The sequence below is a fragment of the Pseudogemmobacter sp. TB195 genome (genome assembly GCF_058313095.1).
Genome location: NZ_JBZEGG010000009.1, coordinates 120,650 through 142,885 on the forward strand (window position 1 = coordinate 120,650; position 22,236 = coordinate 142,885).

Annotated in this window: 20 protein-coding genes; 4 read left to right on the forward strand and 16 right to left on the reverse strand. The window is 63.5% G+C overall.

The features are described from left to right. Positions 1–2: 2 nt before the first annotated feature. Together AC4FS3_RS11190 and AC4FS3_RS11195 are read right to left on the reverse strand one after the other, a co-directional pair. Positions 3–2,747, reverse strand: coding sequence for a [protein-PII] uridylyltransferase (locus AC4FS3_RS11190; RefSeq protein WP_491020678.1), 2,745 nt, complete (start codon positions 2,745–2,747; stop codon positions 3–5). 88 nt (positions 2,748–2,835) lie between these two features. Beyond that, the gene (locus tag AC4FS3_RS11195; protein WP_491020627.1) at positions 2,836–4,008 is read right to left on the reverse strand and encodes a penicillin-binding protein activator; all 1,173 of its coding nucleotides are present in this window, start codon (positions 4,006–4,008) and stop codon (positions 2,836–2,838) included. Positions 4,009–4,176: 168 nt separating this feature from the next. Here AC4FS3_RS11195 and rsmI point away from each other — a divergent pair, with 168 nt between their 5' ends. From rsmI to gshB, 3 genes are all read left to right on the forward strand, one after another. Next, a complete protein-coding gene (rsmI, locus tag AC4FS3_RS11200; protein ID WP_491020628.1) occupies positions 4,177–5,001 on the forward strand; it encodes a 16S rRNA (cytidine(1402)-2'-O)-methyltransferase in 825 nt (274 codons plus the stop codon). 13 nt (positions 5,002–5,014) lie between these two features. Then, complete coding sequence (locus AC4FS3_RS11205) at positions 5,015–5,431, forward strand: YraN family protein (protein ID WP_283176295.1); 417 nt, start codon at positions 5,015–5,017, stop codon at positions 5,429–5,431. Between the two features lie 84 nt (positions 5,432–5,515). Next, positions 5,516–6,460 (forward strand): glutathione synthase, encoded by a 945-nt coding sequence (gene gshB / locus AC4FS3_RS11210; protein WP_491020629.1) that lies wholly within the window; start codon positions 5,516–5,518, stop codon positions 6,458–6,460. A gap of 2 nt (positions 6,461–6,462) precedes the next feature. On the opposite strand, the gene AC4FS3_RS11215 is transcribed toward gshB, so the two are convergent. The 4 genes from AC4FS3_RS11215 to cobU all read right to left on the reverse strand — a co-directional run bounded on the left by AC4FS3_RS11215 (position 6,463) and on the right by cobU (position 10,115). Then, positions 6,463–7,971 (reverse strand): YifB family Mg chelatase-like AAA ATPase, encoded by a 1,509-nt coding sequence (locus AC4FS3_RS11215; RefSeq protein ID WP_491020630.1) that lies wholly within the window; start codon positions 7,969–7,971, stop codon positions 6,463–6,465. Between the two features lie 92 nt (positions 7,972–8,063). Continuing rightward, positions 8,064–8,945 (reverse strand): glutathione S-transferase N-terminal domain-containing protein, encoded by an 882-nt coding sequence (locus tag AC4FS3_RS11220; RefSeq protein ID WP_491020631.1) that lies wholly within the window; start codon positions 8,943–8,945, stop codon positions 8,064–8,066. Between the two features lie 73 nt (positions 8,946–9,018). Continuing rightward, the gene (locus tag AC4FS3_RS11225) at positions 9,019–9,579 is read right to left on the reverse strand and encodes a histidine phosphatase family protein (protein WP_491020632.1); all 561 of its coding nucleotides are present in this window, start codon (positions 9,577–9,579) and stop codon (positions 9,019–9,021) included. After that, a complete protein-coding gene (cobU, locus tag AC4FS3_RS11230) occupies positions 9,576–10,115 on the reverse strand; it encodes a bifunctional adenosylcobinamide kinase/adenosylcobinamide-phosphate guanylyltransferase (RefSeq protein ID WP_491020633.1) in 540 nt (179 codons plus the stop codon). The genes AC4FS3_RS11225 and cobU overlap by 4 nt, the downstream gene beginning before the upstream one ends. Positions 10,116–10,214: 99 nt before the next feature. Here cobU and coaBC point away from each other — a divergent pair, with 99 nt between their 5' ends. Further along, entirely contained in the window at positions 10,215–11,408 is a 1,194-nt protein-coding gene (coaBC, locus tag AC4FS3_RS11235; protein WP_491020634.1) for a bifunctional phosphopantothenoylcysteine decarboxylase/phosphopantothenate--cysteine ligase CoaBC, read from the forward strand. Here the strand turns inward: coaBC and AC4FS3_RS11240 are convergent. The 10 genes from AC4FS3_RS11240 to AC4FS3_RS11285 all read right to left on the reverse strand — a co-directional run bounded on the left by AC4FS3_RS11240 (position 11,405) and on the right by AC4FS3_RS11285 (position 22,230). Further along, positions 11,405–12,256 (reverse strand): ABC transporter permease, encoded by an 852-nt coding sequence (locus AC4FS3_RS11240; RefSeq protein WP_491020635.1) that lies wholly within the window; start codon positions 12,254–12,256, stop codon positions 11,405–11,407. The genes coaBC and AC4FS3_RS11240 overlap by 4 nt on opposite strands. Beyond that, the gene (locus AC4FS3_RS11245; RefSeq protein WP_491020636.1) at positions 12,253–13,134 is read right to left on the reverse strand and encodes an ABC transporter permease; all 882 of its coding nucleotides are present in this window, start codon (positions 13,132–13,134) and stop codon (positions 12,253–12,255) included. The genes AC4FS3_RS11240 and AC4FS3_RS11245 overlap by 4 nt, the downstream gene beginning before the upstream one ends. Next, positions 13,131–14,213, reverse strand: coding sequence for an ABC transporter ATP-binding protein (locus AC4FS3_RS11250; protein WP_283176287.1), 1,083 nt, complete (start codon positions 14,211–14,213; stop codon positions 13,131–13,133). The genes AC4FS3_RS11245 and AC4FS3_RS11250 overlap by 4 nt, the downstream gene beginning before the upstream one ends. An 80-nt stretch (positions 14,214–14,293) precedes the next feature. Beyond that, entirely contained in the window at positions 14,294–15,412 is a 1,119-nt protein-coding gene (locus AC4FS3_RS11255; protein WP_491020637.1) for an extracellular solute-binding protein, read from the reverse strand. Between the two features lie 736 nt (positions 15,413–16,148). Beyond that, a complete protein-coding gene (gene mnhG, locus AC4FS3_RS11260; protein WP_092899706.1) occupies positions 16,149–16,580 on the reverse strand; it encodes a monovalent cation/H(+) antiporter subunit G in 432 nt (143 codons plus the stop codon). Next, positions 16,577–16,858: a K+/H+ antiporter subunit F gene (locus AC4FS3_RS11265; protein WP_283176285.1), complete on the reverse strand. Its 282-nt coding sequence runs from the start codon at positions 16,856–16,858 to the stop codon at positions 16,577–16,579. The genes mnhG and AC4FS3_RS11265 overlap by 4 nt, the downstream gene beginning before the upstream one ends. Beyond that, positions 16,855–17,346 carry a Na+/H+ antiporter subunit E gene (locus AC4FS3_RS11270; protein ID WP_491020638.1) on the reverse strand — a complete coding sequence of 164 codons (492 nt, stop codon included), beginning with the start codon at positions 17,344–17,346 and terminating at the stop codon, positions 16,855–16,857. The genes AC4FS3_RS11265 and AC4FS3_RS11270 overlap by 4 nt, the downstream gene beginning before the upstream one ends. Then, positions 17,343–18,971 carry a monovalent cation/H+ antiporter subunit D gene (locus AC4FS3_RS11275; protein ID WP_491020639.1) on the reverse strand — a complete coding sequence of 543 codons (1,629 nt, stop codon included), beginning with the start codon at positions 18,969–18,971 and terminating at the stop codon, positions 17,343–17,345. Before AC4FS3_RS11275 ends, AC4FS3_RS11270 begins: the two co-directional genes overlap by 4 nt. After that, positions 18,968–19,327, reverse strand: coding sequence for a Na+/H+ antiporter subunit C (locus AC4FS3_RS11280; protein WP_092899698.1), 360 nt, complete (start codon positions 19,325–19,327; stop codon positions 18,968–18,970). Before AC4FS3_RS11280 ends, AC4FS3_RS11275 begins: the two co-directional genes overlap by 4 nt. Next, positions 19,327–22,230 carry a monovalent cation/H+ antiporter subunit A gene (locus AC4FS3_RS11285; protein WP_491020640.1) on the reverse strand — a complete coding sequence of 968 codons (2,904 nt, stop codon included), beginning with the start codon at positions 22,228–22,230 and terminating at the stop codon, positions 19,327–19,329. The genes AC4FS3_RS11280 and AC4FS3_RS11285 overlap by 1 nt, the downstream gene beginning before the upstream one ends. Positions 22,231–22,236: the final 6 nt, after the last annotated feature.

Below are 22,236 nucleotides of genomic sequence, written 5' to 3' on the forward strand. Positions count from 1 at the left end.
GTTCAGCCCTGGGCCTGCGCCCGTTCTGCACCATCGCTTATCGCCTGGCGCAGCTTTTTTTCCAGCGCTTCCTGGCGCCGTTTTTCGTGCAGTTTCAGCCCGAACGTGTCTTTCACATAGAATGTGTCGACCACCTGGGCGCCGTAAGTCGCGATCACCGCCGAAACGATCGAGATGTTGTTATTCGCCAGCGTCCTGGTCAGGTCATAAAGCAGACCCGGGCGGTCGCGGGTATCGACCTCGATGATCGTGTAGATATCCGAGCCTTCGTTATCGATGGTGATATGGGTCGGAAAGCGGAATTCCCGCTCGCGCCGTTTCACCTTGTCGCGATCTTTCAGGGCCTCGCGCGCCACGACCTGGCCGCGCAGCGTCTTTTCGATCATGCCGCGCAGCCGGGGCAGGCGGGAGATCTCATAGGGGTGGCCCTCGGCATCCTGAACCCAGAACACCGCCGTGGCATAGCCGTCTTTCGACGTATAGGTGCGGGCATCGACCACATTCGCGCCGACCAGCGCCAGCGCGCCTGCAAGTCGCGAGAAGATGCCGGGGTGATCGGCCAGCGCGAAACAGGCGCGGGTGGCATCGCGCGAAAGATCCGGTTCCAGATCGATGCGGATTTCGTCATCGCCGATCCCGAGCAGCAGCCGCGCGAAAACGGCCTGGGTCGAGGTTTCAAGCCCCTGCCAGTATTGCGGGTAATGGCGTTGCGTCTCGGCGCGCAGGTCTTTGGCGTCCCAGTCGGGCAGGGCCTCACGCAGGGCCCGCTTCGCCTCATCGGCACGGTTCTCGCGGTTGACGGTTTCCAGCCCCGCCTCCAGCGCCTCGGCGGTGACCTGGTGGAGCTGACGCAGCAGCATCGCTTTCCAGTTGTTCCAGGTGTTCGGCCCGACTCCCCGGATATCGCAGACCGTCAGCACCGTCAGCAGGTCAAGGCGTTTGCGGGTCTTTACCGCTTTGGCAAAATCCCTGACCGTGCGCGGATCGCCGATGTCGCGTTTCTGCGCCATGTCGGACATCAGGAGGTGCCAGCGCACCAGCCATTCGACCGTCTCGCATTCTTCATCATTCAGCCCAAGACGCGGCGTCACCCGCCGGGCGATCTGGGCGCCAAGGATCGAATGATCCTCGGGTCGGCCCTTGCCGATATCATGCAGCAAAAGCGCGACATAAAGCACCTTGCGGCTCACGCCGGTCTTGAGGATTTCCGATGACAGCGGCAGCTCTTCGATAAGCTCTTCGCGCTCGATCTGCGCCAGGGTCGAGATGCATTGGATCGTGTGTTCATCCACCGTGTAGGAATGGTAGACGTTGAACTGCATCATCGCGACGATGGGCTCGAATTCGGGGATGAACGCGGCAAGCACGCCGAGCTCGTTCATCCGCCGGAGCGAGCGTTCCGGGTTGCCATGTTTCAGCAGCAGATCAAGGAAGATCCGTGCCGCTTCGGGGTCTTCGCGCATCTCGTCATCGATCAGCGCGAGATTCGCGGTGACCAGACGCATGACATTCGGGTGCAGCAGATAGCCGGTCCGCAGCCCTTCCTCAAAAACGCGCAGAAGGTTCAGCTTATCTTTCAGGAACTCTGCCGGGTTCACCACGTCGATCCGGCCCTGGACCAGGCGATAGCCCGGACGGACGCGTTTGGTCAGCTTGAACAGCCCCATCAGCGAGGCCTCGCGTTTGGCGTGCCGTGCCTCCAGCCCGGTCAGGAAGATGCGGGTCAGCTCGCCGACGCGGGTGGCGTGGCGGAAGTAATCCTGCATGAAGATCTCGACCGCGCGCCGGCCACGGGCATCCTTATAGCCCATGCGCAACGCCACCTCGGGCTGGAGATCGAAGGTCAGCTGATCGGTCGGACGGCCGGTGATGTAATGCAGATGGCTGCGCACCACCCAGAGGAAATCCTCGGCGGCGCGGAAGGTCTCATATTCTTCGCGGGTGAAGAGACCGGCATTCACCAGCCCCGCCGCTTTCGGCACCCTGTGCAGATATTTGCCGATCCAGTACAGCGTCTGGAGGTCGCGCAGCCCCCCCTTGCCCTCTTTGACATTCGGCTCCAGCACATAGCGCTGCCCGCCCTGGCGGCGGTGGCGCTCGGCTCGCTCCGCAAGTTTTGCCTCGATGAATTCAGGCCCGGTTTTGCGGAAAACCTCATTCCAGAGTTTTTCGGCCAGTTCCCCGGCCAGCGCCTTGTCACCGGTGATAAAGCGTTTCTCGAGCATCGCGGTGCGGATCGTGATGTCTTCGCGCGCAAGGCGGAGGCAATCGCGGATGGTGCGGACCGCATGGCCAACCTTCAGCTTCAGATCCCAGAGCATGTAAAGCATTGATTCAACCACGCATTCGGCCCATGGCGTGGTTTTCATCGGGGTCAGGAACAGAAGGTCGATATCGGAATGCGGCGCCATCTCGGCGCGGCCGTAACCGCCGACCGCGAGGATCGCGAGCCGTTCGGCATCGGTCGGGATCGCCACCGGATGCAGCTTTTGCGCGATGGTGAAGGCGATGATCACCAGCTGATCCGTCAGCCATGCCTGGGCCGAGATCAGCGGTCTTGCCTCGGCCGGATGGTCGCGGAATGCCTCGGCCAGGGCGGCATTGGCGCGGGTTTTTGCCGCAGCCAGATGCGCGACCGCAACGGCGCGCAAGGCCTTTCCGTCAAGCTCCGGCGCAAGATCGGCGAGGATCGCGACCGTCACGGCCTCTGTGTCGATGATCGCGTCTTCGGGCAGCAAAAGCGGAATGACAGCCGGAACAAATCCGGCTGCCTTGTCGTCCGGTTCAGGGCCGGTTCCGGAGGCACCCTGTCCTGCCCGCTTGCGCGGGGCGGGATCAGAGCCCGGCGCCGGAGAAGCTGCGGGGCGCAGGGTCAATCACGACCACCTGATTGTTGCGGATTTCGGCGACGGCGAGGCCGCGTTCATTGGTGCCATTGCTGCGCAGCCGGAAGATGCCGGAGACGCCCACGAAACCGGCATTCTGCGTCAGCGAGCCTGCGGACAGATCGTTGCCCTGCCGCGCCAGCGCGCCGATGGCAGCGATCCCGTCATAGGCGAGACCGGCAATCGGATGTGGCGCCGCGCCGTAAGAGGCCTGATAGCGATTCTGGAACTGTGCATAAAGATTGGGGTCGGGCAGGGTGAACCAGCCCCCCTGCACGCCCGGCAAGCCCAGCGTCTGCGCGGGCACATCCCAGCGGGTCAGGCCAAGGAATTTCGCGGCATTGCGGTCGAGGCCATTGTCCAGCAACAGCTGGCTCAAAAGCGGCAGCGCGCCTGCGGTATCCGCAGTCAGGAATACGGCCGATGCCCCGGTGTCACGCACGGTGGAAACGATGCCCGGTGCAGCAGCCGACACGCCTTGCTGGCTGAAATCATACCCGGAGACACCTACGACCGTTCCGCCTGCGGCCGAGACACCACGCTGGATGGCGCGTTTGCCGGCCTCGCCTGCGCTGTTCTTTTCATGCACGATCATGATGCGGTTGCGGCCCTGTCTGACCGCATAAGTCGCCATGCGGCGGGCAGCATTGTCGAAGGTCGGGCCCAGCACAAAGACATTGCCGCCGGCGATATCGACATTGTTCGAGAAGGCGAGAACGTTGATGCCCTTGCCGGCCATGGCGACGCCTGCGGCATTGGCCTCCTGCGCGAAGACCGGGCCAAGGATGATTTCGGCGCCTTCGGCCACAGCCTGGATCGCGGCGGCAGAAGCCTGCGACGGGTTGCCGCCTGTCTGGTAGATGCGAAGATCGATTTTGACGCCCGAAAGATCTGCCGCAGCAAGGCGCGCAGCATTGGTCAGGCTGTTGGCCAGGACCTGGTCACTGGCCTGGCCCGACCCGCCCGGCACCAGCAAGGCAACCTGTACCGGCTTTGAACGGTCGGATTTGCCGGGCGTGCCGCCGCCACCGCCTTGCGGAACGCAGGCGGCAGCAAAGAGCGCGAAGAAGACAAAAAGGAACCGGCCCAGGGACTTGCGGGCCATCGGGAATGCGGACAACATCAGGTCTCCTCACGCGGGAACCGCCCTGAACAAGGGCGCGACGACAGCGCGAAGGTTAGTTGTTTCCGGGATCGAAGTAAACGCGCGCAGAGGAATGAGATGGTGGGAAGTTCGGAAAATTCTCCCCGCTGGCGGGCCTCCGCCGGTCGGGTCGAGCCTGGTCTGCATATGGTCGCCACTCCGATCGGGGCGGCGCGTGACATCACGCTCAGGGCGCTGGATATCCTTGCCGGGGCCGATGTGCTGGCGGCCGAGGATACCAGGACGCTCCGGCACCTGATGGAGATCCACGGCATCGCGCTGGAGGGACGGCCGCTGATCGCGGTGCATGACCATAACGAGAAAGGCATCGCATCACGGATCACCGGGCTTCTCGCCGAGGGGAAATCGGTGGCCTATGCCTCGGAAGCGGGGACACCACTGATCTCGGATCCGGGCTTTGGCCTGGCGCGGGCGGCGGTGGAGGCGGGGGCAAAGCTGCTGGCCGCCCCCGGGGCCTCGGCGCTCCTGGCCGCTCTGGCGGTGGCCGGGTTGCCGACCGACCGGTTCCTCTTCGCGGGCTTTCCGCCGGCCGCTGCAGGCGAGAGGCAGCGGTTTCTCACCGGGGCCACGCGCGGGGATGCGACCCTGGTCCTGTACGAATCGCCCCGCCGGATCCGTAAGACGCTTGCGGAGCTGATCGCGATCTGCGGGCCGGATCGTCCGGTTGCCGTGTGCCGCGAACTGACGAAGAGACACGAAGAAATCCTGCGTGGGTCGCTGGCCGAAGTGCTGGAACGTCTTGGAGATCAGGATCCAAAAGGCGAGATTGTGCTGGTTGTCGATCGCGGCGCGCCCGAACAGGCCGGACCTGACGCCATCGCCTTGGCGCTGGATCAGGCCCTTGCAACGATGCGCGTTAAGGATGCAGCAGCATTTGTCGCGCAAACTCTGAATGTGCCGCGGCGAGATGTCTATCAGATGGCCCTTGCGCGCAGTCAGAAACCCGAATGACGCAGGACCAGCCATGCCCCTCGATTTCGTTCACGATGAACTTGTTCCCTGCGCCCGGGCAAGGCGCGGATTGCGCAGCCATCTGACCGGCCTCGCGGCTGAAGAGGCGGTTGCCCGCAGGTACCAGGCTCAGGGCTATAAGATCCTCGCCAGGCGCTGGCGTGGGATGGCTGGCGAGGTTGATATTATTGCCGGCAAAGGCGATGATCTCGCTGTCGTCGAAGTCAAAAGCGCGCGCAGTCATGATATCGCAGCCGGGTATTTCGGGCGCGCGCAGCAGATCCGGCTTGGCGCCTGCGCCGAGGAATATCTCCGGGAAGTCCACCTGGGCGGCCGCGATCCGATGACAATTGTGGATATGCGTTTTGATCTGGCGCTGGTTGATGGCCTCGGGCGCATCGACATCGCAGAGGCCGCCTTTTTTCTCTGATCCAAAGCCTGGCAAAAGGCACAGACGGGTTTGCATCGGCTGCCGCCTTGCGTCATCAAAGGGGCAGAACAGCCGGAGCATGTTATGGCACTCAAGGTCGCCCTTCAGATGGACCCGATCGGGTCGGTCAATATCGACGCCGATTCCACTTTCCGCATCGCGCTGGAAGCCCAGATCCGTGGGCACAGGCTGTTTTTCTATACCCCCGACCGGCTGGCCTTTGTCGAGGGGCGAGTCATCGCGCGCGGTCAATGGATCGAGCTGCGCCGCGAAAAGGGCAATCACGTCAGTTTCGGGGAGGAAACCGAGGTCGATCTTGCCGATTTTGATGTCGTCTGGCTGCGCCAGGACCCGCCTTTCGACATGGGTTATATCACCACGACCCATCTGCTCGATCTGATCCAGCCAAAAACGCTGGTGGTCAATGATCCGTTCTGGGTCCGGAACTTCCCGGAAAAGCTGCTCGTGCTGCGGTTCCCCGACCTCACCCCCCCGACGGCCATTGCCCGCGACCTTGAAACGATTCGCGCCTTCAAAGCCCGGCATGGCGACATCATTCTCAAGCCGCTTTACGGCAATGGCGGCGCCGGTGTGTTCCGGCTGGATGAGAATGACCGCAACCTTTCGTCGCTTTACGAGCTCTTTACCTCGATGTCGCGTGAACCGATGATCGTACAGAAATTCCTCCCCGCCGTGGCCAAGGGCGACAAGCGGGTTATTCTGGTTGATGGTGAACCGGTTGGTGCGATCAACCGGGTGCCGCAGGCGGGGGAGACGCGGTCAAACATGCATGTGGGCGGGCGGCCCGAAAAGATCGGGCTCAGCGACCGCGATCTCGAGATCTGCCGCCGCATCGGTCCGATCCTGCGCGAACATGGCCAGATCTTCGTCGGTATCGACGTGATCGGTGACTGGCTGACTGAGATCAACGTGACCTCTCCCACCGGCATCCAGGAGCTGGAGCGGTTTGACGGCACCAACGCCGCCGAGAAAATCTGGCAGGTGATTGAAGCGAAGCGCGCGGGCTGACCCTATCCGATTGCGCCGGGCGAAAGCCGGTAAGAGGCCGCTTCGGCAATATGGTTGCGGCGCAGCGCGTTGCTTCCCTCCAGATCCGCGATTGACCGGGCGACCCGCAACAGGCGGTGATAGCCACGCGCAGACAATCCCATGCGGTCGGCCAGCAGGCCGATCAGCGCGCGGCCCCCGGCATCGGGACTGGCAAAGCGCTCCAGCGATTCGCCGGCGAGATCGGCATTGGTCTGCCCCTCGGTCCCCAGCCGATCGGCCTGGACATCGCGCGCGGACTGCACCCGGGCCGCGACTACGGCAGAGCTTTCGCCATTCGCCGGCAGGTCAAGATCCGTGAAAGCGACCGGCGGAATTTCAATTCGCAGGTCGATCCGGTCCATCAGCGGGCCAGAGATCCGCCCCAGATATTCCGCCCCGCAGGCCGGCACCCGCGCGCAGGCGCGGGAAGGGTCGGTCAGATAGCCGCAGCGGCAGGGATTGGCGGCGGCAACCAGCTGAAAACGGCTCGGATAGCGGATATGCGCATTTGCGCGGGCGACGGTCACTTCGCCGGTCTCGATCGGCTGGCGGAGCACTTCCAGCACCTGGCGGGAAAACTCGGGCAATTCATCAAGAAACAGGACACCATTATGCGCAAGACTGATCTCGCCCGGTTTCGCGCCACGCCCGCCCCCTGACATCGCCGCCATCGACGCGGTGTGATGCGGCGTGCGAAACGGGCGGCTGCGCGAAATGCCACCGCCGGTCAACAGCCCCGCAAGGGAATGGATCATCGAGGTTTCCAGTGCCTCGGCCGGGCTCAACCCGGGCAAAAGCCCGGGGAGACGCGCGGCGAGCATGCTTTTCCCTGATCCTGGCGTGCCGGTCATCATGAGGTGGTGGCGCCCGGCGGCCGCGATTTCAAGCGCACGCTTGGCGCGTTCCTGGCCTCTGACCTCACGCAGGTCAGGCCCGGCGGTGCCAGCCCGGATCTCTCCCGGGCGCGGTGGCGCCAGCACCGCCTGACCGGTGAAATGCCGTACCACCTCGGCCAGTGACGCAGCGGCGATGACCTCGGTCGCGCCTACCCAGGCCGCTTCCGCACCGGAGGCACTGGGGCAGAGCAGGGTACATTCCTCTTCGGCAGCGGCAAGCGCCGCAGGCAGAGCGCCGGCGACCGGCAGCAGGCGGCCATCCAGTGACAGCTCGCCCAGGGCAAGGACCCGCGCGACCTCATCGCGGGGCAGGATGTCGATGGCGGCAAGCAGCGCCAGCGCAATCGGCAGGTCGAAATGGCTGCCCTCTTTCGGCAGATCCGCCGGCGCGAGGTTGATGGTGATGCGCCGGTTGGGCAGGGCGATGGACAAAGATTGCAGCGCGCTGCGCACCCTTTCGCGCGATTCGCTGACCGCCTTGTCGGCCATTCCGACAAGCATGAAAGCCGCGGCCCCGCCCTGGATCGCGCATTGCACCTCGACCAGCCGCGCTTCAACCCCTTCAAAAGCCACGCTATAGGCGCTGGCGATCATGCGCGCTTCCCCTTGCCCGAAGGGCGTCAGCTTGCGCGAAGACTGGTTAGCGAAGGGTTAACGAAATTACCTTCAGGAACGTCGTTCGCCCCTCACGCCGCAACACCCCGGAGCAGCGGCATGAAGGCGGGCCAGGCTTCCGGATCGGCCGCGGTCTTGTCGCGGCAAAACGCATTGCAAAACCCGAGCCGACGCCCGGCCAGTTCCAGAACATGCGTCACCGGCTTGCCGGAATAGGGGCAGGCCGCGTTCTCGGCTTCGGTTCCCGCGACAGCTTTCGCGGGCAGCGGCACCGGGCCGGGCCAGTCGCGGCGCGGCCAGTCGCGGCGGTAAACCTGTTGCTCCGCGCCATCCACCAGCCCCATTGCGCGCCAGCGCCGGAATGAGGGATGCGCGAGATGCGCGTTCACATAGGCGCTGGCCGCCGCTCCGACCGGCAGGTTGTAGCCCGCGATCCGGGCCGCAACCGGCACGAAGAACACATCTGCTGCCGAATAGTCGCCGAAAAGCCAGGGACCGCGCCCGCCAGAGACCCGGCGTGCGTGATCCCAGATCACCTCGAGGCGTGCGAGGTCTTTCAGCACTGCCTCGGGCGGTTGCGCGTCCTGGTAGGACACCCGCAGATTCATCGGGCAATAGTCGCGCAGCGCGCCGAAACCGGCATGCATTTCCGAGGCCAGCATTCGGGCCGTGGCGCGATGGGCGGGATCCTTTGGCCAGTGGCCGGCCTCTGGGTGGCGGCTGGCCAGTTCCTCGGCGATGGCGAGGCTTTCCGAGACCACGGTGCCTTCGGGCATCCGTGCGGTCGGGGCGGTGCGCGAGGGCGCATAACTGGCAAGCAGGCGCGGCAATTCATCTGAATAGAGCCGGGCCGTGTGCAACCGCACCGGAATTCCAAATGCATCAAACAACAGCCAGCCACGCAGCGACCAGCTGGAATAGGCGCGGTCGCCGATCACCAGATCGTAACTCATCCCGGGTCTCCTTTGGCGCGCAGACTGGCGGGGCGTGGCCGGGAAGGGAAATGCTGAATTGTGGCCGGATCCATCACGGAATGTGATTGATCTGATGCAGCTGGCCCGGGCGTAAACTGATTGAGGTTACCGAGAGGTTATCGATTTTATGCGACAGCACCTCAGCCGCGGTGAGACCGCCTGCCAGCTGCACCGCCGCAAGGATCGCGCCGAAATGGGCGACGATGATCAGCTCATCGGCCTGTTCGGCCAGGCGGTTCAGCGCGGTTCCGATCCGGGCGGTCAGATCGTCCCAGCTTTCTCCGCCCGGCGCGCGTGGGCTACCAGCCTGGTCCCAGAAGGCGCGGATCAGGACATGGTCTGAGACTTCGGCCTCGGCATAGGTCTTCATCTCCCAGGCGCCGAAATGGATCTCGCGCAGATCCGGGTCATGGGCCAGGCGCAAGCGGGGCGCGAGACAGTCGGCGGTGCAGATCGCGCGCGACAGGTCCGAGGACACCACCGGGACATCCGGCAGATAAGCGTTCAGCCGCGCGATCTGCGCATGATCCGACAGATCGGCGGGAATATCGGTCCAGCCCACCATCGCTTTCGCATGGGTCGGGCCATGACGTACCAGCCAGAAGCGGCTCATGGCGCCATCTCCGGGAGCGTGCCTTTCAGGGCCAGCGGCAGGCCGCACATCACCGCGACGACCAGCCCGGCCTGCTGCGCAAGGCGCTGGTTCAGCCGCCCCTGTTCATCGCGAAACCGCCTGGACAGCGCGTCGCCGGGAACAATGCCCTGACCGACCTCATTCGTGACCATGATCACCGGACCGCGTGCGGCGGCCAGTGCGATCAGGAGCACCTCGGTCTCATTGCCAATGTCATTTTCCGCCAGCAGATGATTGGTCAGCCAGAGCGTCGCGCAGTCAAACAGCGTCACACTGCCCCCGGGCGCGGCGGCGACGGCAGGGGCGGCGTCGAACGGGGTCTCGAAGGTCTCCCAGTCCGGGCCACGGTCTTCGCGATGCTGGCGGATGCGCTCGGCCATCTCGGCGTCAAAGGCCTGGGCTGTGGCGATGTAGCGCCGCTGCAGCCCCGACCCGAAGGCAAGGCGCTCGGCACAGGCGGATTTTCCGGAACGGGCACCACCGGTGATCAGGGTCAAGGGAGGGAGCAGGGTCATGGCGCGACTATAGCGCGGGCGCCGCGATGTGCCAGCGGCGTGACGATTGAGTTCCCGCCACATGCAACCTAAGTTCCCTTTCGCAATGGAGGGCCAGTCATGCTTGCCGGTAAACGCATTCTTCTGATCGTGGGTGGCGGCATCGCGGCCTATAAGGCGCTGGAGCTGGTGCGGCTGCTGCGCAAGGCGGGCGCGTCTGTGACCCCGGTCCTGACAAAAGCCGGGTCGGAATTCGTGACACCTCTGTCGCTGTCGGCGCTGGCCGGAGAGCGGCATTACCAAGAGCTGTTCGATCTGATGGAAGAGGCCGAAATGGGCCATATCCAGCTGTCGCGGGCGGCGGATCTGCTGGTTGTCGTGCCGGCGACCGCTGATCTTATGGCAAAGATGGCGACGGGCCGGGCGGATGACCTGGCCTCGACCCTGCTTCTGGCAACCGACAAACGGGTCATGATCGCGCCGGCGATGAATGTGCGGATGTGGCACCACCCGGCGACGCAGCGCAACCTCGCGACCCTGCAAGAGGATGGTGTGCTGGTGGTTGGCCCTGACCAGGGCGAGATGGCCTGCGGCGAGTTCGGCGCCGGGCGGCTGGCAGAGCCTGCGGTGATCCTTGCGGCGATCGAGGCTGTTTTCGGGCCAAAGCCCTTGCGGGGCAAACATGTGCTGGTGACCTCCGGCCCGACGCATGAGCCGATTGACCCGGTGCGCTATATTGCGAACCGGTCCTCCGGCGCGCAGGGCACGGCGATTGCGGGCGCGCTGCGGGATCTGGGGGCGAGGGTGACCTTTGTCACCGGCCCGGCAAGCGTGCCGCCGCCGCAGGGTGTTGATGTGGTCGCGGTCGAGACGGCGGCAGAGATGGCGCGTGCGGTGAAGGCTGCGCTCCCGGCGGATGCGGCGGTGATGGCGGCGGCAGTTGCAGACTGGCGCGTGGACAATCAGGGCGCGCAGAAGATCAAGAAGGATGGAACCGGGAATCTGCCCGCGCTGCAATTTGCCGAGAATGAGGATATTCTGGCGGGGGTGTCCAAAGGCAGCCCGCGCCCGCGCCTCATTGTCGGTTTTGCGGCCGAGACCACCGATGTGGTGCAACACGCGACGGCGAAACGGCTCAGGAAAGGCTGCGACTGGATCGTGGCGAATGATGTCTCGCCCGCCACCGGGATCATGGGCGGGACGGAAAACGCGGTGGTGCTGATCACGGATCAGGGCGCTGAGACCTGGCCCCGGATGCACAAAGAGCAGGTCGCGCGGCGGCTTGCAGAGCGGATTGCCGCCGCGCTGGCTTAGCCTTCTTTGCGCCCGCCTTCTTTGCGACGGCGGTTCAGCTCCATCACCAGGGCTGTGACAATGGTCAGTGCGATCAGGATCAGCGCAAGGGCGTTAACCGCAGGCGTCAGCCCGGTGCGGACCTTGGTTGCGATATAGACGGTCAGCGGCGTGTCGGTGCCACGGACAAACAGCGTGGTATTGTAGTTCTCGAAGGATTGCAGGAAGGCGATGAACGCCGCCGCGATCAGCGCCGGTTTCAGGAATGGCAGCAGAACCCGGCGGAAGATCATCCATTTCGACGCGCCAAGGCCAAGCGCGGCCTCTTCCTGGGCGCGGTCGAACCTTTGCAGCCGCGCGACCACCATCAGCATGACATAGGCGGTGATAAAGGTCGCCTGGGCCAGCACGATCAGGAAGGTGCCGCCGCCGATCCCGGCCTGGCGCCACAGGATCAGCGTGGCGATCCCGATGGCCACGCCGGGCGTCAGCAGGGGCGACACCATGACCGCGTAGAAAATCCCCCTTGCACGTGCATCGAGGCTGGTGAGGAACAAAGCGGCAGCGGTGCCGACCGGCAAAGCGAAAGCAACCACGGCAAGGCCGATCCCGAGGGAAAGCCACAGCGCCTTCCACATTGCCCTGTCGTTCCACAGCTCCTGAAACCAGCCCATCGTGGTGCCAAGCCAGGGCGTGACCGTCGGGAATTTCGAGGTGTTGAAGGTTGCCGCGGACATGATGATCAGCGGCAGGAAGAGATAGGCCAGAAACAGCGTCAGATAGGCGATGAACAGCAGTTTCGGCAAAGCGCGCGACAGCCGGTCAAGGGCCGTTACAGGGCGGGCGGGGGAGGGGCTTGCCATGGTCATTTCGCAACATCCGCCAGATTGACGCGGAAGATCTTCAGCGTGACCATCACCACCGCCATACACAGAACCAGCAGCACCAGCGCGTAAGCGGCGCCGCGGTTCCAGTTTCCGCCTTCAAAGAACCAGTTATAGATGATCTCGGTGAACCAGCGCGAGCCGGGCGATCCGAGCAGCGCAGGTGCCACATAAGACCCGGCCGCCAGCATGAAGGTAAAGACGCAGCCCGTCGCGATCCCGGCTTTGGCATGCGGGATCACGATCCGCCAGTGGATCCGCCAGGTCGAGGCGCCGAGGTTTTTGGCGGCCTCGAGCTGTGCCGTCTCCAGCGTCGAGATCGAGTTGTAGATCGGGAAGAGCATGAAGAGGATATAGGCGTAAACCATCCCGGCCAGCACGCCGAAATCGCCCTGCCAGCGTACCGGCGCGTCGATCAACCCGATCGACAGCAGGAAAGCGTTCAGCGGCCCGTTGAAGGAAAGGATGATGAACCAGGCCAGCGTCCGCAGCACCTCATTGATCCAGAAGGGAATGATCAGCGCGATCAGCATGGCGCGCGCGCCGCGGATGGTGGCGACCTTCGCCATCCAGAAGGCCAGCGGATAAGTAATCGCCAGCGTCGCAATCATGACGAGGCCCGAGCCCCAGACGGTTTTCAGAAAGATCGCGCGATGGACCTTGTCGCCAAAGAGCGCGGTGTAATTCTCGACCGTATAAACATCCTTCGGCCCGCCGATGTCATTGGGGAACAGCATCGGTTTCAGCGAGAAGTTCAGCATCATCAGATTGGGCGCCAGCACCATGCCGATGATCCAGAGCGCGACCAGGGCGATGAAAAACCCGCCAAGGCCCGGCCCGAAACGTTTGATCATTTCAGTCATGCGGCGGCGCCCTTCTCGGAAAGGATCAGTGCCTCTTCGGGCTGGAAGCTCAGCCAGACCTGTTCGCCCGCTTGCGGGGCCTCGCCAAGCTGGCGGTTCGGGACGGTGGCCAGCAATTCCTGGCCATGTTCCGAGACGGCGCGCAGCATGGCGCTCGCCCCTTCATATTCCAGCGAAACGGCGCGCGCACTCAGACTGTTGGGCAGCGCGATGCGGCTCATCGCCATGGCTTCGGGGCGGATGAAGATGCTGGCGCGCCCGCCATCTTCAAGGCCGGCGCCGGCGCGCCCGGTGAAACGGCCCTCGGCGGTGGTGAGGGTGGCGAGGCCAGCCTCAAGCCCGCGCACAGTGCCGATGATGCCATTGGTTTCGCCGACAAAGCGCGCCGTGAAGGGCGTGGCGGGATTGGCATAAAGCTCTTGCGGGGTGGCAATCTGTTGCAACACGCCCGCATTCATGACCGCCACACGGTCAGACATGGCCAGCGCTTCGGACTGGTCATGAGTGATATAGATAAAGGTGACACCGGTGCGTTTTTGCAGGGCGCGCAGTTCCGCCCGCATATGCTGGCGCAGTTTCAGATCCAGCGCGGAAAGCGGCTCGTCCAGCAAGAGGACCTGCGGCTCTACCGCCAGCGCGCGGGCGATGGCGACCCGCTGGCGCTGACCGCCGGAGAGTTCATGCACCATGCGGTCGCCGTATCCGGGCAGCGCGATCAGCTCGAGCAATTCTTCCGCGCGTTTGCGGCGCTGCGCTTTCGGAACGCCGCGCGCCTCAAGCCCGAAAGCGATATTTTCCCAGACCGGCATCAGCGGGAACAAGGCGAGCGACTGGAAGATCATCGCGGTCGGGCGACGGTCTGCCGGAATGCCGGCCATATCTTTGTCGCCGATCAGCACGCGGCCCGCAGTTGGCTCGGTAAAGCCCGCGATCAGGCGCAACAGTGTCGTCTTGCCGCAACCGGAAGGGCCCAGGATCGAAAAGAATTCCCCCCCGGCGATATGGGCCGAGAAGTGGTGAACCGCCTTCACATCGCCAAAAGCCTGTTCAACGTCGATCAGTTCGACCGAATGCGACATGCGGGTTCTCTCACCAGTTGCTCAATGGAAAGGCTGCGGCGCGAGGTTGCGCGCCGCAGCGGGTCTTGTGAAAGGCCAGATCAGGCCGAGAGGAACTTGTCCTGGTATTCGTTGCGCAGGGCAACGAACCAGTTTTCCTGCACCGGCCACCACCACAGCTTCTCCAGCGCATCGCCCGGATAGGCGCCGGTGAAGAAGGTGCGCGAGGCTTCCGACAGATGCGCCTCGGCGCCGACGGCGGTCGAGTTGATCGAGGTGTGATTGGCGTAAAGCGCGCCGGCCTCGGGCGACAGCATGAAGTTCAGGAAGGCATAGGCCTGATCGACATTCTGCGCGCCGGTCGGGATCGAGATCCCTTCCATCCAGGCAAGGGCACCTTCTTTCGGGGCGATGAAGCCAACCGGCAGGCCTTCCTTCGCAAGGGTCGCAGCCGAGCTGTCCCAGGTCTGGCCGATCTTGGCGCCATTGGTGCGGAACGCGCCCTGGGCCTCATTCTCATTCGACCAGAACTGGATGATATTTCCCTTGCGGGCAATCGCTTCGGCCAGCACGACGTCGTAATTGGCCTTCATGATGGCTTCGTCTTTGAAGCTGTCGAGGAAGGGATGCGGCAGTTTGCCTTCCGATTCCATCCACAGCGCCAGGCCGACAAGGCCGGAATGGCCGCGCACGGTGGCCTTGCCAGCCGATTCCGGCTTCCAGATGTCGCCGTAGGATGCGGTGCCATATTCCAGCGGATTATCGTTCTTGTCGAAGGCCAGCGCCTCGGTGCCCCAGTCGGTCGGAACCTGGTAGCGCTTGCCGTCAACCACGGCGCCCAGCACTTCCGAGGATTTCGCAGCCGAAGGAAGGCACTTGTCCCATTCGACTTTCGAATCGTCGATTTCTTTCAGGAGGCCGAATTCTACATAGTTCGGCACGCGGTCGACCGCCGGCCAGATGATGTCATAGCCGGTGCCATTCGAGGCGCGCATCTGGTTCAGCAATTCGTCATTGGTGCCATAGGGCGTATAGGTCGCCTTGATACCGGTGGCCTTTTCAAAAGCGGCCAGCAGGTCGTCGGAAATATAGCCGGCCCAGGCAAAGATATTGACCGAGCCCGACGAGCCCTGCGCCAGTGCACCACGCGACACGAGGGGGGCGGCGAGCGAGGCGACAGCGGCGCCCCGGACAAATGAACGGCGGTTGATGAGGGTCACTGTTATGATCTCCGCTTGACCTGTCCTGGCCGGGATTGGCCGGGGCAGGATTGAATGTCTGACGCCGCCTGCCTAGAGCCGGTATGTATCGGGGACATAACCACGATGTAACGGATGTGTAACAGGTTTTGTCTGGCTCACCTTAACCGGTGCTTCTTGGTCTGCCTAGCTGTCAGGCCCAGGTTCTTCGGTTGGGTACCGGCGTTGGGGCAGGGCGGTGGTTGGGGGACCGATTTTACAGATTTCCGAGTGTTTCACTTTTCGCCAAACACCCAGGTAAAATAGTCAACTATTTGAATCCATTCAACTTTTTCTTGACGGATCCGATTTTTCGGTTTAGAACGATTCTTAACGACAGCAAGCCAGCCGTTAGCCTAAGCGCCAGGGTCAGCCAGCTCTCGACAGAATTCCCGCCAGCAAGATGACGGCAGCGCGCCCGGCAGCCCAAAGCCACCCAGGCCAGCCCCCATGATCATCCAGCCAGTTGGACAGCCAGGATTCTCCGCCTCCCCGCACGCGAAAGACCGCCTCGGGCGGTCCGGCCAGCCAGGCAGCCAACCATCCCGCAAGCTTCGCAGCAGGCAGCCAGACGCCACCCGCGCCACGAAGCCAGAGCCAGACAGTCCCGGATCTCCAATGATCCAGAGTCCGCATATCACAATGCAGAAGGGCAGCCGTTCAGGGGCTGCCCTTTGTCATTTCCGGCAGCTGTGAGCCGCCGCCACAGTCCTCGGTCTCAGTCTTCACCCGGCGCATCCGCAGGATCGGCAAAGGCGGCTTCTCCCTCGGGCGGCGAGACCGGCCCGATCGGCACATCCGAGCGCGCGACGGCCCCGGGGATGCCGGGAGTGCCCTCGATCCGGTCGCGGTGCAGCGCGGCACGGCCAAGGAACATCAGTGTGACCGGCGTGGTGATCATCAGGAAAATTCCGATCACCAGCTCGTGCAGAACCGCGCGGCCCTCGGTCCAGCTGACCAGAATCATCGAGGCGAGCAGGATCCCCGCCGCCCCCCAGGAGGTGCCGAGTGTCGGTGCGTGCAGCCTGTCGTAAAAGCTGTGCAGCCGCGCAAGACCGATGGTGCCCAAAAGCGTCAGCGTGGAGCCAAGCACCAGGAAGAAAGCCACCGGCAGCGCGATCCAGGCAGGAAGCGTTTCGAGATAGGTCATTCGATCACCTCGCCCCGGATCAGGAATTTCGCAAGCGAGACCGTGGCGACAAAGCCCAGCACGCCGATCACCATCGCCGCCTCAAAGAAAAACGGCGAGCCGACCCGGATACCGGTCACCACAAAGAGCAACATCGCGGTGACGTAAAACGTATCAAGCCCCAGCACCCGGTCCTGGGCGCGCGGCCCGTAAAGCAGCCGGTAGCCCCCAAGACAGGCGGCCAGTGCAAGGGCGATCTGGGCATAGCTCAGGGCGACGGACATGACGAGGGCGCTCATGCGGGAAAGGCCTCCAGCAACAGGGACTCATAGCGGGTGCCGATCAGTTCCACCCAGTCATCGGTTTCGATCATATCGAAGACATGCAGCAGAAGTGTGCTGGTCTCTTCGTCATATTCCAGCCAGGCGGTGCCCGGCGTGGCGGTGACGATCATCGCCAAAAGCGCAAGCGGCGCCGGATCGCGCAGCCTCAGAGGGATCTCGACAAAGCCGGAATGCCGTTTGCCATGTCGCCCGCCGGTCAGGATCAGCCGGGCCACCGCGTAATTCGACCGCATGATGTCGAGTCCGACGATGAAGAAGAGCCTCAGCAGGGCCATGGGTGCACGCAGTTTCACCCGAACCGGCTCGATGGCGGCAAAGGCCCGCGAGGCCAGTGCGGCCACGCCAAAGCCCAGAACCAGATTGCCCAGCGAGAAACTGGTCAGCAAAAGCCACAAAAGCAGCAGCGCGCAGGTCAGAAGGGGATGTGGGAAGAGCCTGGTCATTCCTGGTCCTCCGCGCCCACGGTCCGCCGGGTCGAGAACACCCCGTCGGAATAGACCAGCGGGTCATGCAGCGCACGCGAGGTGGCATCGGTATAGCGCAGCACGGAATCACCCCGGACCGTGATCGCGAGCATCATCGCGACCAGCAGGATCACCGGCGCGAATTCCATCGCCAGCACCTTGGGAGGTTTCGAATCTGAGGCCCAGAAGGTCTGGATCCCGATCCGCACCAGGCCAAGGATGGTGGCAAAGCCCGAGATCATCAGCACTGCGAGGAAAGTCCAGGTCAGATAGGCGGGCACGCCTCCGACCCCGAGCATCCCCGACAGGATCGCCACTTTGCCGATAAAGCCCGACAAAGGCGGCAACCCCGCCAGCACCAGCAGGCAGACGCCAAAGCTGAGGCCCAGAATGGTCATGGTGCCGGGAATCGCCAGACCGACCTCTTCATCCTCATCCTCGTCCTTTTCCAGCCCGTAAGCGTCCGCGGTCAGGGCCAGCATGGCGGCGATACCGCCTTCCTCGCGGCTCATCGGTTCCAGCAGCAGAAACAGCGTCGCGGTCGCGAGCGTCGAAGACACCATATAATAAAGCGCCCCCGACAGCATCGAACTGCCGCCCCCCGAAAGCGCAAGGCCGATCACCGCCAGCACGGTCCCCGAGGAAATCAGCACCAGATGCGCGGCCATACGGCCAAGGCTCTGGCTGCTCAACACGCCCAGCATCCCGAAAACCATCGTGGCCATGCCACCCCAGATCAGCACGTCGGCGCCAAAACCTGCCGAGGCCCCGGCGCCGAGACCGAAGAACAGCATGGAAAGGCGCAGGATCACATAGACGCCCACCTTGGTCATCACGGAGAACATCGCCGCGACCGGCGCGGCCGAGGCCATATAGGTGATCGGCAGCCAGAAGGACAAAGGCCAGAGACCGGCTTTCACCAGAAACGCGACCCCCATGATCGCCGCCCCGGCATGGAACAGCGGCCGCTCGCTCGCGGGGATATTGACCACCATCTGCGACAGATGCGCCATCGAAAGCGTGCCGGTGACGCCATAGATCAGCGAAACCCCGATCAGGAAGAACAAAGAACCGGCGAGGTTCATCGCGATGTAGTGGATCCCGGCGCGCACCTTCACCTGGCCCGATCCATGCAGCAAAAGCCCGTAGGACGCCGCCAGCAGCACTTCGAAAAACACGAAGAGGTTGAAGATATCGCCGGTCAGAAACGCGCCGTTCAGCCCCATCAGCAGGAACTGGAACATCGAATTGAAATGCTGGCCCTGCTTGTGCCAGTTGGCGCCGGCATAGATCATCGTCGGGATCGCCAGCAGCGCGACCAGCAACAGCATCAGAGCCGACAGCCGGTCCAGCACCAGGATGATGCCAAAGGGCACCGCCCAGTCGCCCAGCAGGTAAAAGCTGATCTCATTGCCGCCCGACAAAGGCGAGCCTTTGGAGCGATTCAGCAGTTCGATCGCGACAAACAAAAGCGCAATGGTCGAACCGATCGAGATCCCGAGCTTCGCCTTCCGCTGGCTCTCATCATAAAGCAGCATCAGGGCGCCCGCGATCAGCGGGATCAGGATCGGGGCAATGATCAGGTGTTCGGTCGCAAGCATCATTTGGTCTCACCGCTGCGGTCGGGTTCGCGGCCATCGACATGGTCGGTGCCGGTCAGACCTTTGGAGGCGATCATGACCACGAGAAACAGCGCCGTGGTGGCAAAGCTGATCACGATGGCGGTCAGCACCAGCGCCTGGGGCAGCGGGTCGGCATATTCGGCGGCATTGATCCAGCCGCCTTTCGGCATGATCGCGGGCTTGCCGATGGTCAGGCGCCCCATCGAGAAGATGAAGATATTGACCGCGTAAGACAAAAGGCACAGGCCAATGATCACCTGAAAGGTGCGCGGGCGCAGCAAAAGCCAGATGCCCGATGCGGCGAACACCCCGATGGCGGCGGAAAGCACGATTTCCATCAGGCGGCCCCTTTCTGTTTCGCGGCTTTCTCTTCTGCCTTTTCCTCTTCCAGCTCGCGCAGACGCGCGGCGCGCAGGCTCTGGTGGGCAATCGCGATCAGCAGCAGCACGGTCGCGCCGACCACCGCAAGGAAGACGCCAAGGTCAAAGGCCATCGCGGTTGCCATCGGCACCTTGCCGATCAGCGGCACATCAAGATAGCGCGCATGTGCGGTGAGGAACGGATAGCCGAAAAGCCAGGCCCCGATGCCGGTTGCGGTGGCGATCAGCAGGCCAAATCCCATCCAGCGGATCGGCAGGATGATGATCCGCGCCTCGATCCAGCGCACATTCGACGCGATATATTGCAGCAAAAGCCCGATCGCGACCGTGACGCCGGCCGAGAATCCGCCGCCGGGCAGGTCATGGCCCCGGAAGAACAGATAGGCTGCGATCACCAGGGTGACCGGGAACATCCAGCGCATGATCACCGAAGGGATCAGCATGAAATTCTCAAGCCGGTCGGCAGCATAGCCCTGTTGTTGCTCGGGCGCGCCGATGCTTTCGGATCCGGGACGGAAGCGACGCAGCAGCGCATAGACCGTCAGGCCCACAATCGCCAGAACCGTGATTTCGCCGTAAGTGTCAAAGGCGCGGAAATCGACGAGGATGACATTTACCGTATTGGTGCCGCCGCCCTCGTAATAGGCGTTTCTGAGGAACCAGTCGCCGATATTCGGGACCAGGGGCCGGGTCATCACAACCCAGGCCAGCGCGGCGAGCCCGCCGCCGCCAATGGCGGCAATGATCAGGTCACGCCCGCGCCGCGCCTTTGAGATCAGAAGGTCATCGCCCGCGATCTCTTCGCGCCGTTTCGGCAGCCAGCGTAGCCCGAGGAGCAGAAGAACCGTCGTCACAATCTCGACCACCAGCTGGGTCACGGCCAGATCCGGGGCCGAGAACCAGGCGAAGGTCACGCAGGTGATCAGCCCGGCGCCGCCCAGCAGCACCAGCGCCGCAAAGCGGTGATATTTCGCCTGCCAGGCCGCGCCGATGGCACAGGCGCCACCGACCAGCCACATGATCGCGAAAGCGGGGTTCAGGTCATTGCCGATCCGCTTTTGCGCCGGGGCAAGGTCGCCCCAGACCGCGACCGCAGCCGCGCAGATCCCAAGCACCACCAGAAGCCTGAGCTGCGTCTGCAGCCGCTCGGTGCCAAACAGCCGGTGCAGCGCGCGCGGCCAGACCCAGGTGAGCCTGAGCAGCAGCCATTCGTAAATCTTCTGCGCCCGGATCCGGTACAATACCGGCGGACCCTCGGGTCCGGCATTGATCCGGCCCCGTGCCGTGACCCAGAGCGCCGCGCCTGCGGCGAGCGCGAAAATGCTGATCATCAGCGGCGTGTTGAACCCGTGCCAGATCGCAACATGCGCGTCATGCATATCCGGCCCCAGAACCGCGCGGCCCGCGACATTCAGGATCGGATCGGCGAGCCAGGGCAGGAGACCCACCACCACACAGACCGCGACCAGCAGCTCGACCGGGAAGCGCATCCAGTGTTTCGGCTCATGCACATGCTCATTGGGCAGGTTCTTTGCCTCGGGGCCAAAGAACACCTCCATCACGAGGCGCAGCGAATAGGCGACGGAGAAGACCGAAGCGAAGGCGGCGATCCAGGGCAAGGCAGTGTCCAGCACATTGCCGCCATGCGAGGCCATGGTCTCGGTCAGGAACATCTCTTTGGAGAGAAACCCGTTCAGAAGCGGCACACCGGCCATTGCGGCCGAGGCGATCACCGCCAGCACACAGGTCACCGGCAGCGCCTTTCGCAGGCCCGAAAGCTTGCGCAGATCACGCGTCCCGGTCTCATGGTCGATGATCCCGGCGGTCATGAACAAAGACGCCTTGAAGGCGGCGTGATTGCAGATGTGGAAGATGGCGGCGATGATCGCCCCTTCGGTCCCCATGCCCGCAAGCGCGGTGATCAGGCCAAGATGCGAGATGGTGGAATAGGCCAGCAACCCCTTCAGGTCATGGCGGAACAGCGCGATCACGGCGCCCAGCGTGAAGGTCAGCATCCCGATGCCGCAAACCAGCCAGAACCACAGATCGGTGGCGCCAAGGCTGGGCTGGAAGCGGATCAGCAGAAAGACCCCCATCTTCACCATGGTCGCGGAATGCAGATAGGCCGAAACCGGCGTCGGCGCGGCCATGGCACCGGGCAGCCAGAAATGGAACGGGAACTGCGCCGATTTTGTGAAAGCGCCGATCAGGAACAGCACCAGCACCACCGGATAGAGCGGATGCGCGGTGATGATCTCACCCGAGCGCAGCACCAGATCAAGGTCATAGCCGCCAACGATCTGGCCCAGAACCAGCATCGCAACTGTCAGCGCAACGCCGCCCCCCGCCGTCACGATCAGCGCCATCCGGGCACCGTCGCGGGCCGACTGGCTCTGATGCCAGTAGCCGATCAGGAGGAAGGACATGATCGAGGTCAGTTCCCAGAACACGACCAGCATCAGGATATTGCCCGAAAGGAGCATCCCGATCATCGCGCCGGTGAACGCCATCAGAAAGCTGTAAAACCGTGGCACCGGATCGGTTTTGGCCAGATAGAACCGCGCATAGATCACCACCAGAATGCCGATCGCCAGCACAATGAAGGTGAACATCCAGGCGAAACCATCCATCCGGAAATTCAGGTTGATCGAGAGGATCGGCAGCCAGCGCACAAGGCTGCGCACCACCTCGTCTTCCGAGACCTGCGGGTAAAGCGTGATCAGGATCACAAGGCCACCGGCAAGCGAAAGGCCCGAGACCCAGGCGGCCGCGCCATGCGAATTCACCGGAAGCGTGGCTGCGGCAATTGCTGCCAGAAACGGCAGCAACACGAGAATGAGGATCAGGTTCTGCTCGATCATTCTGTG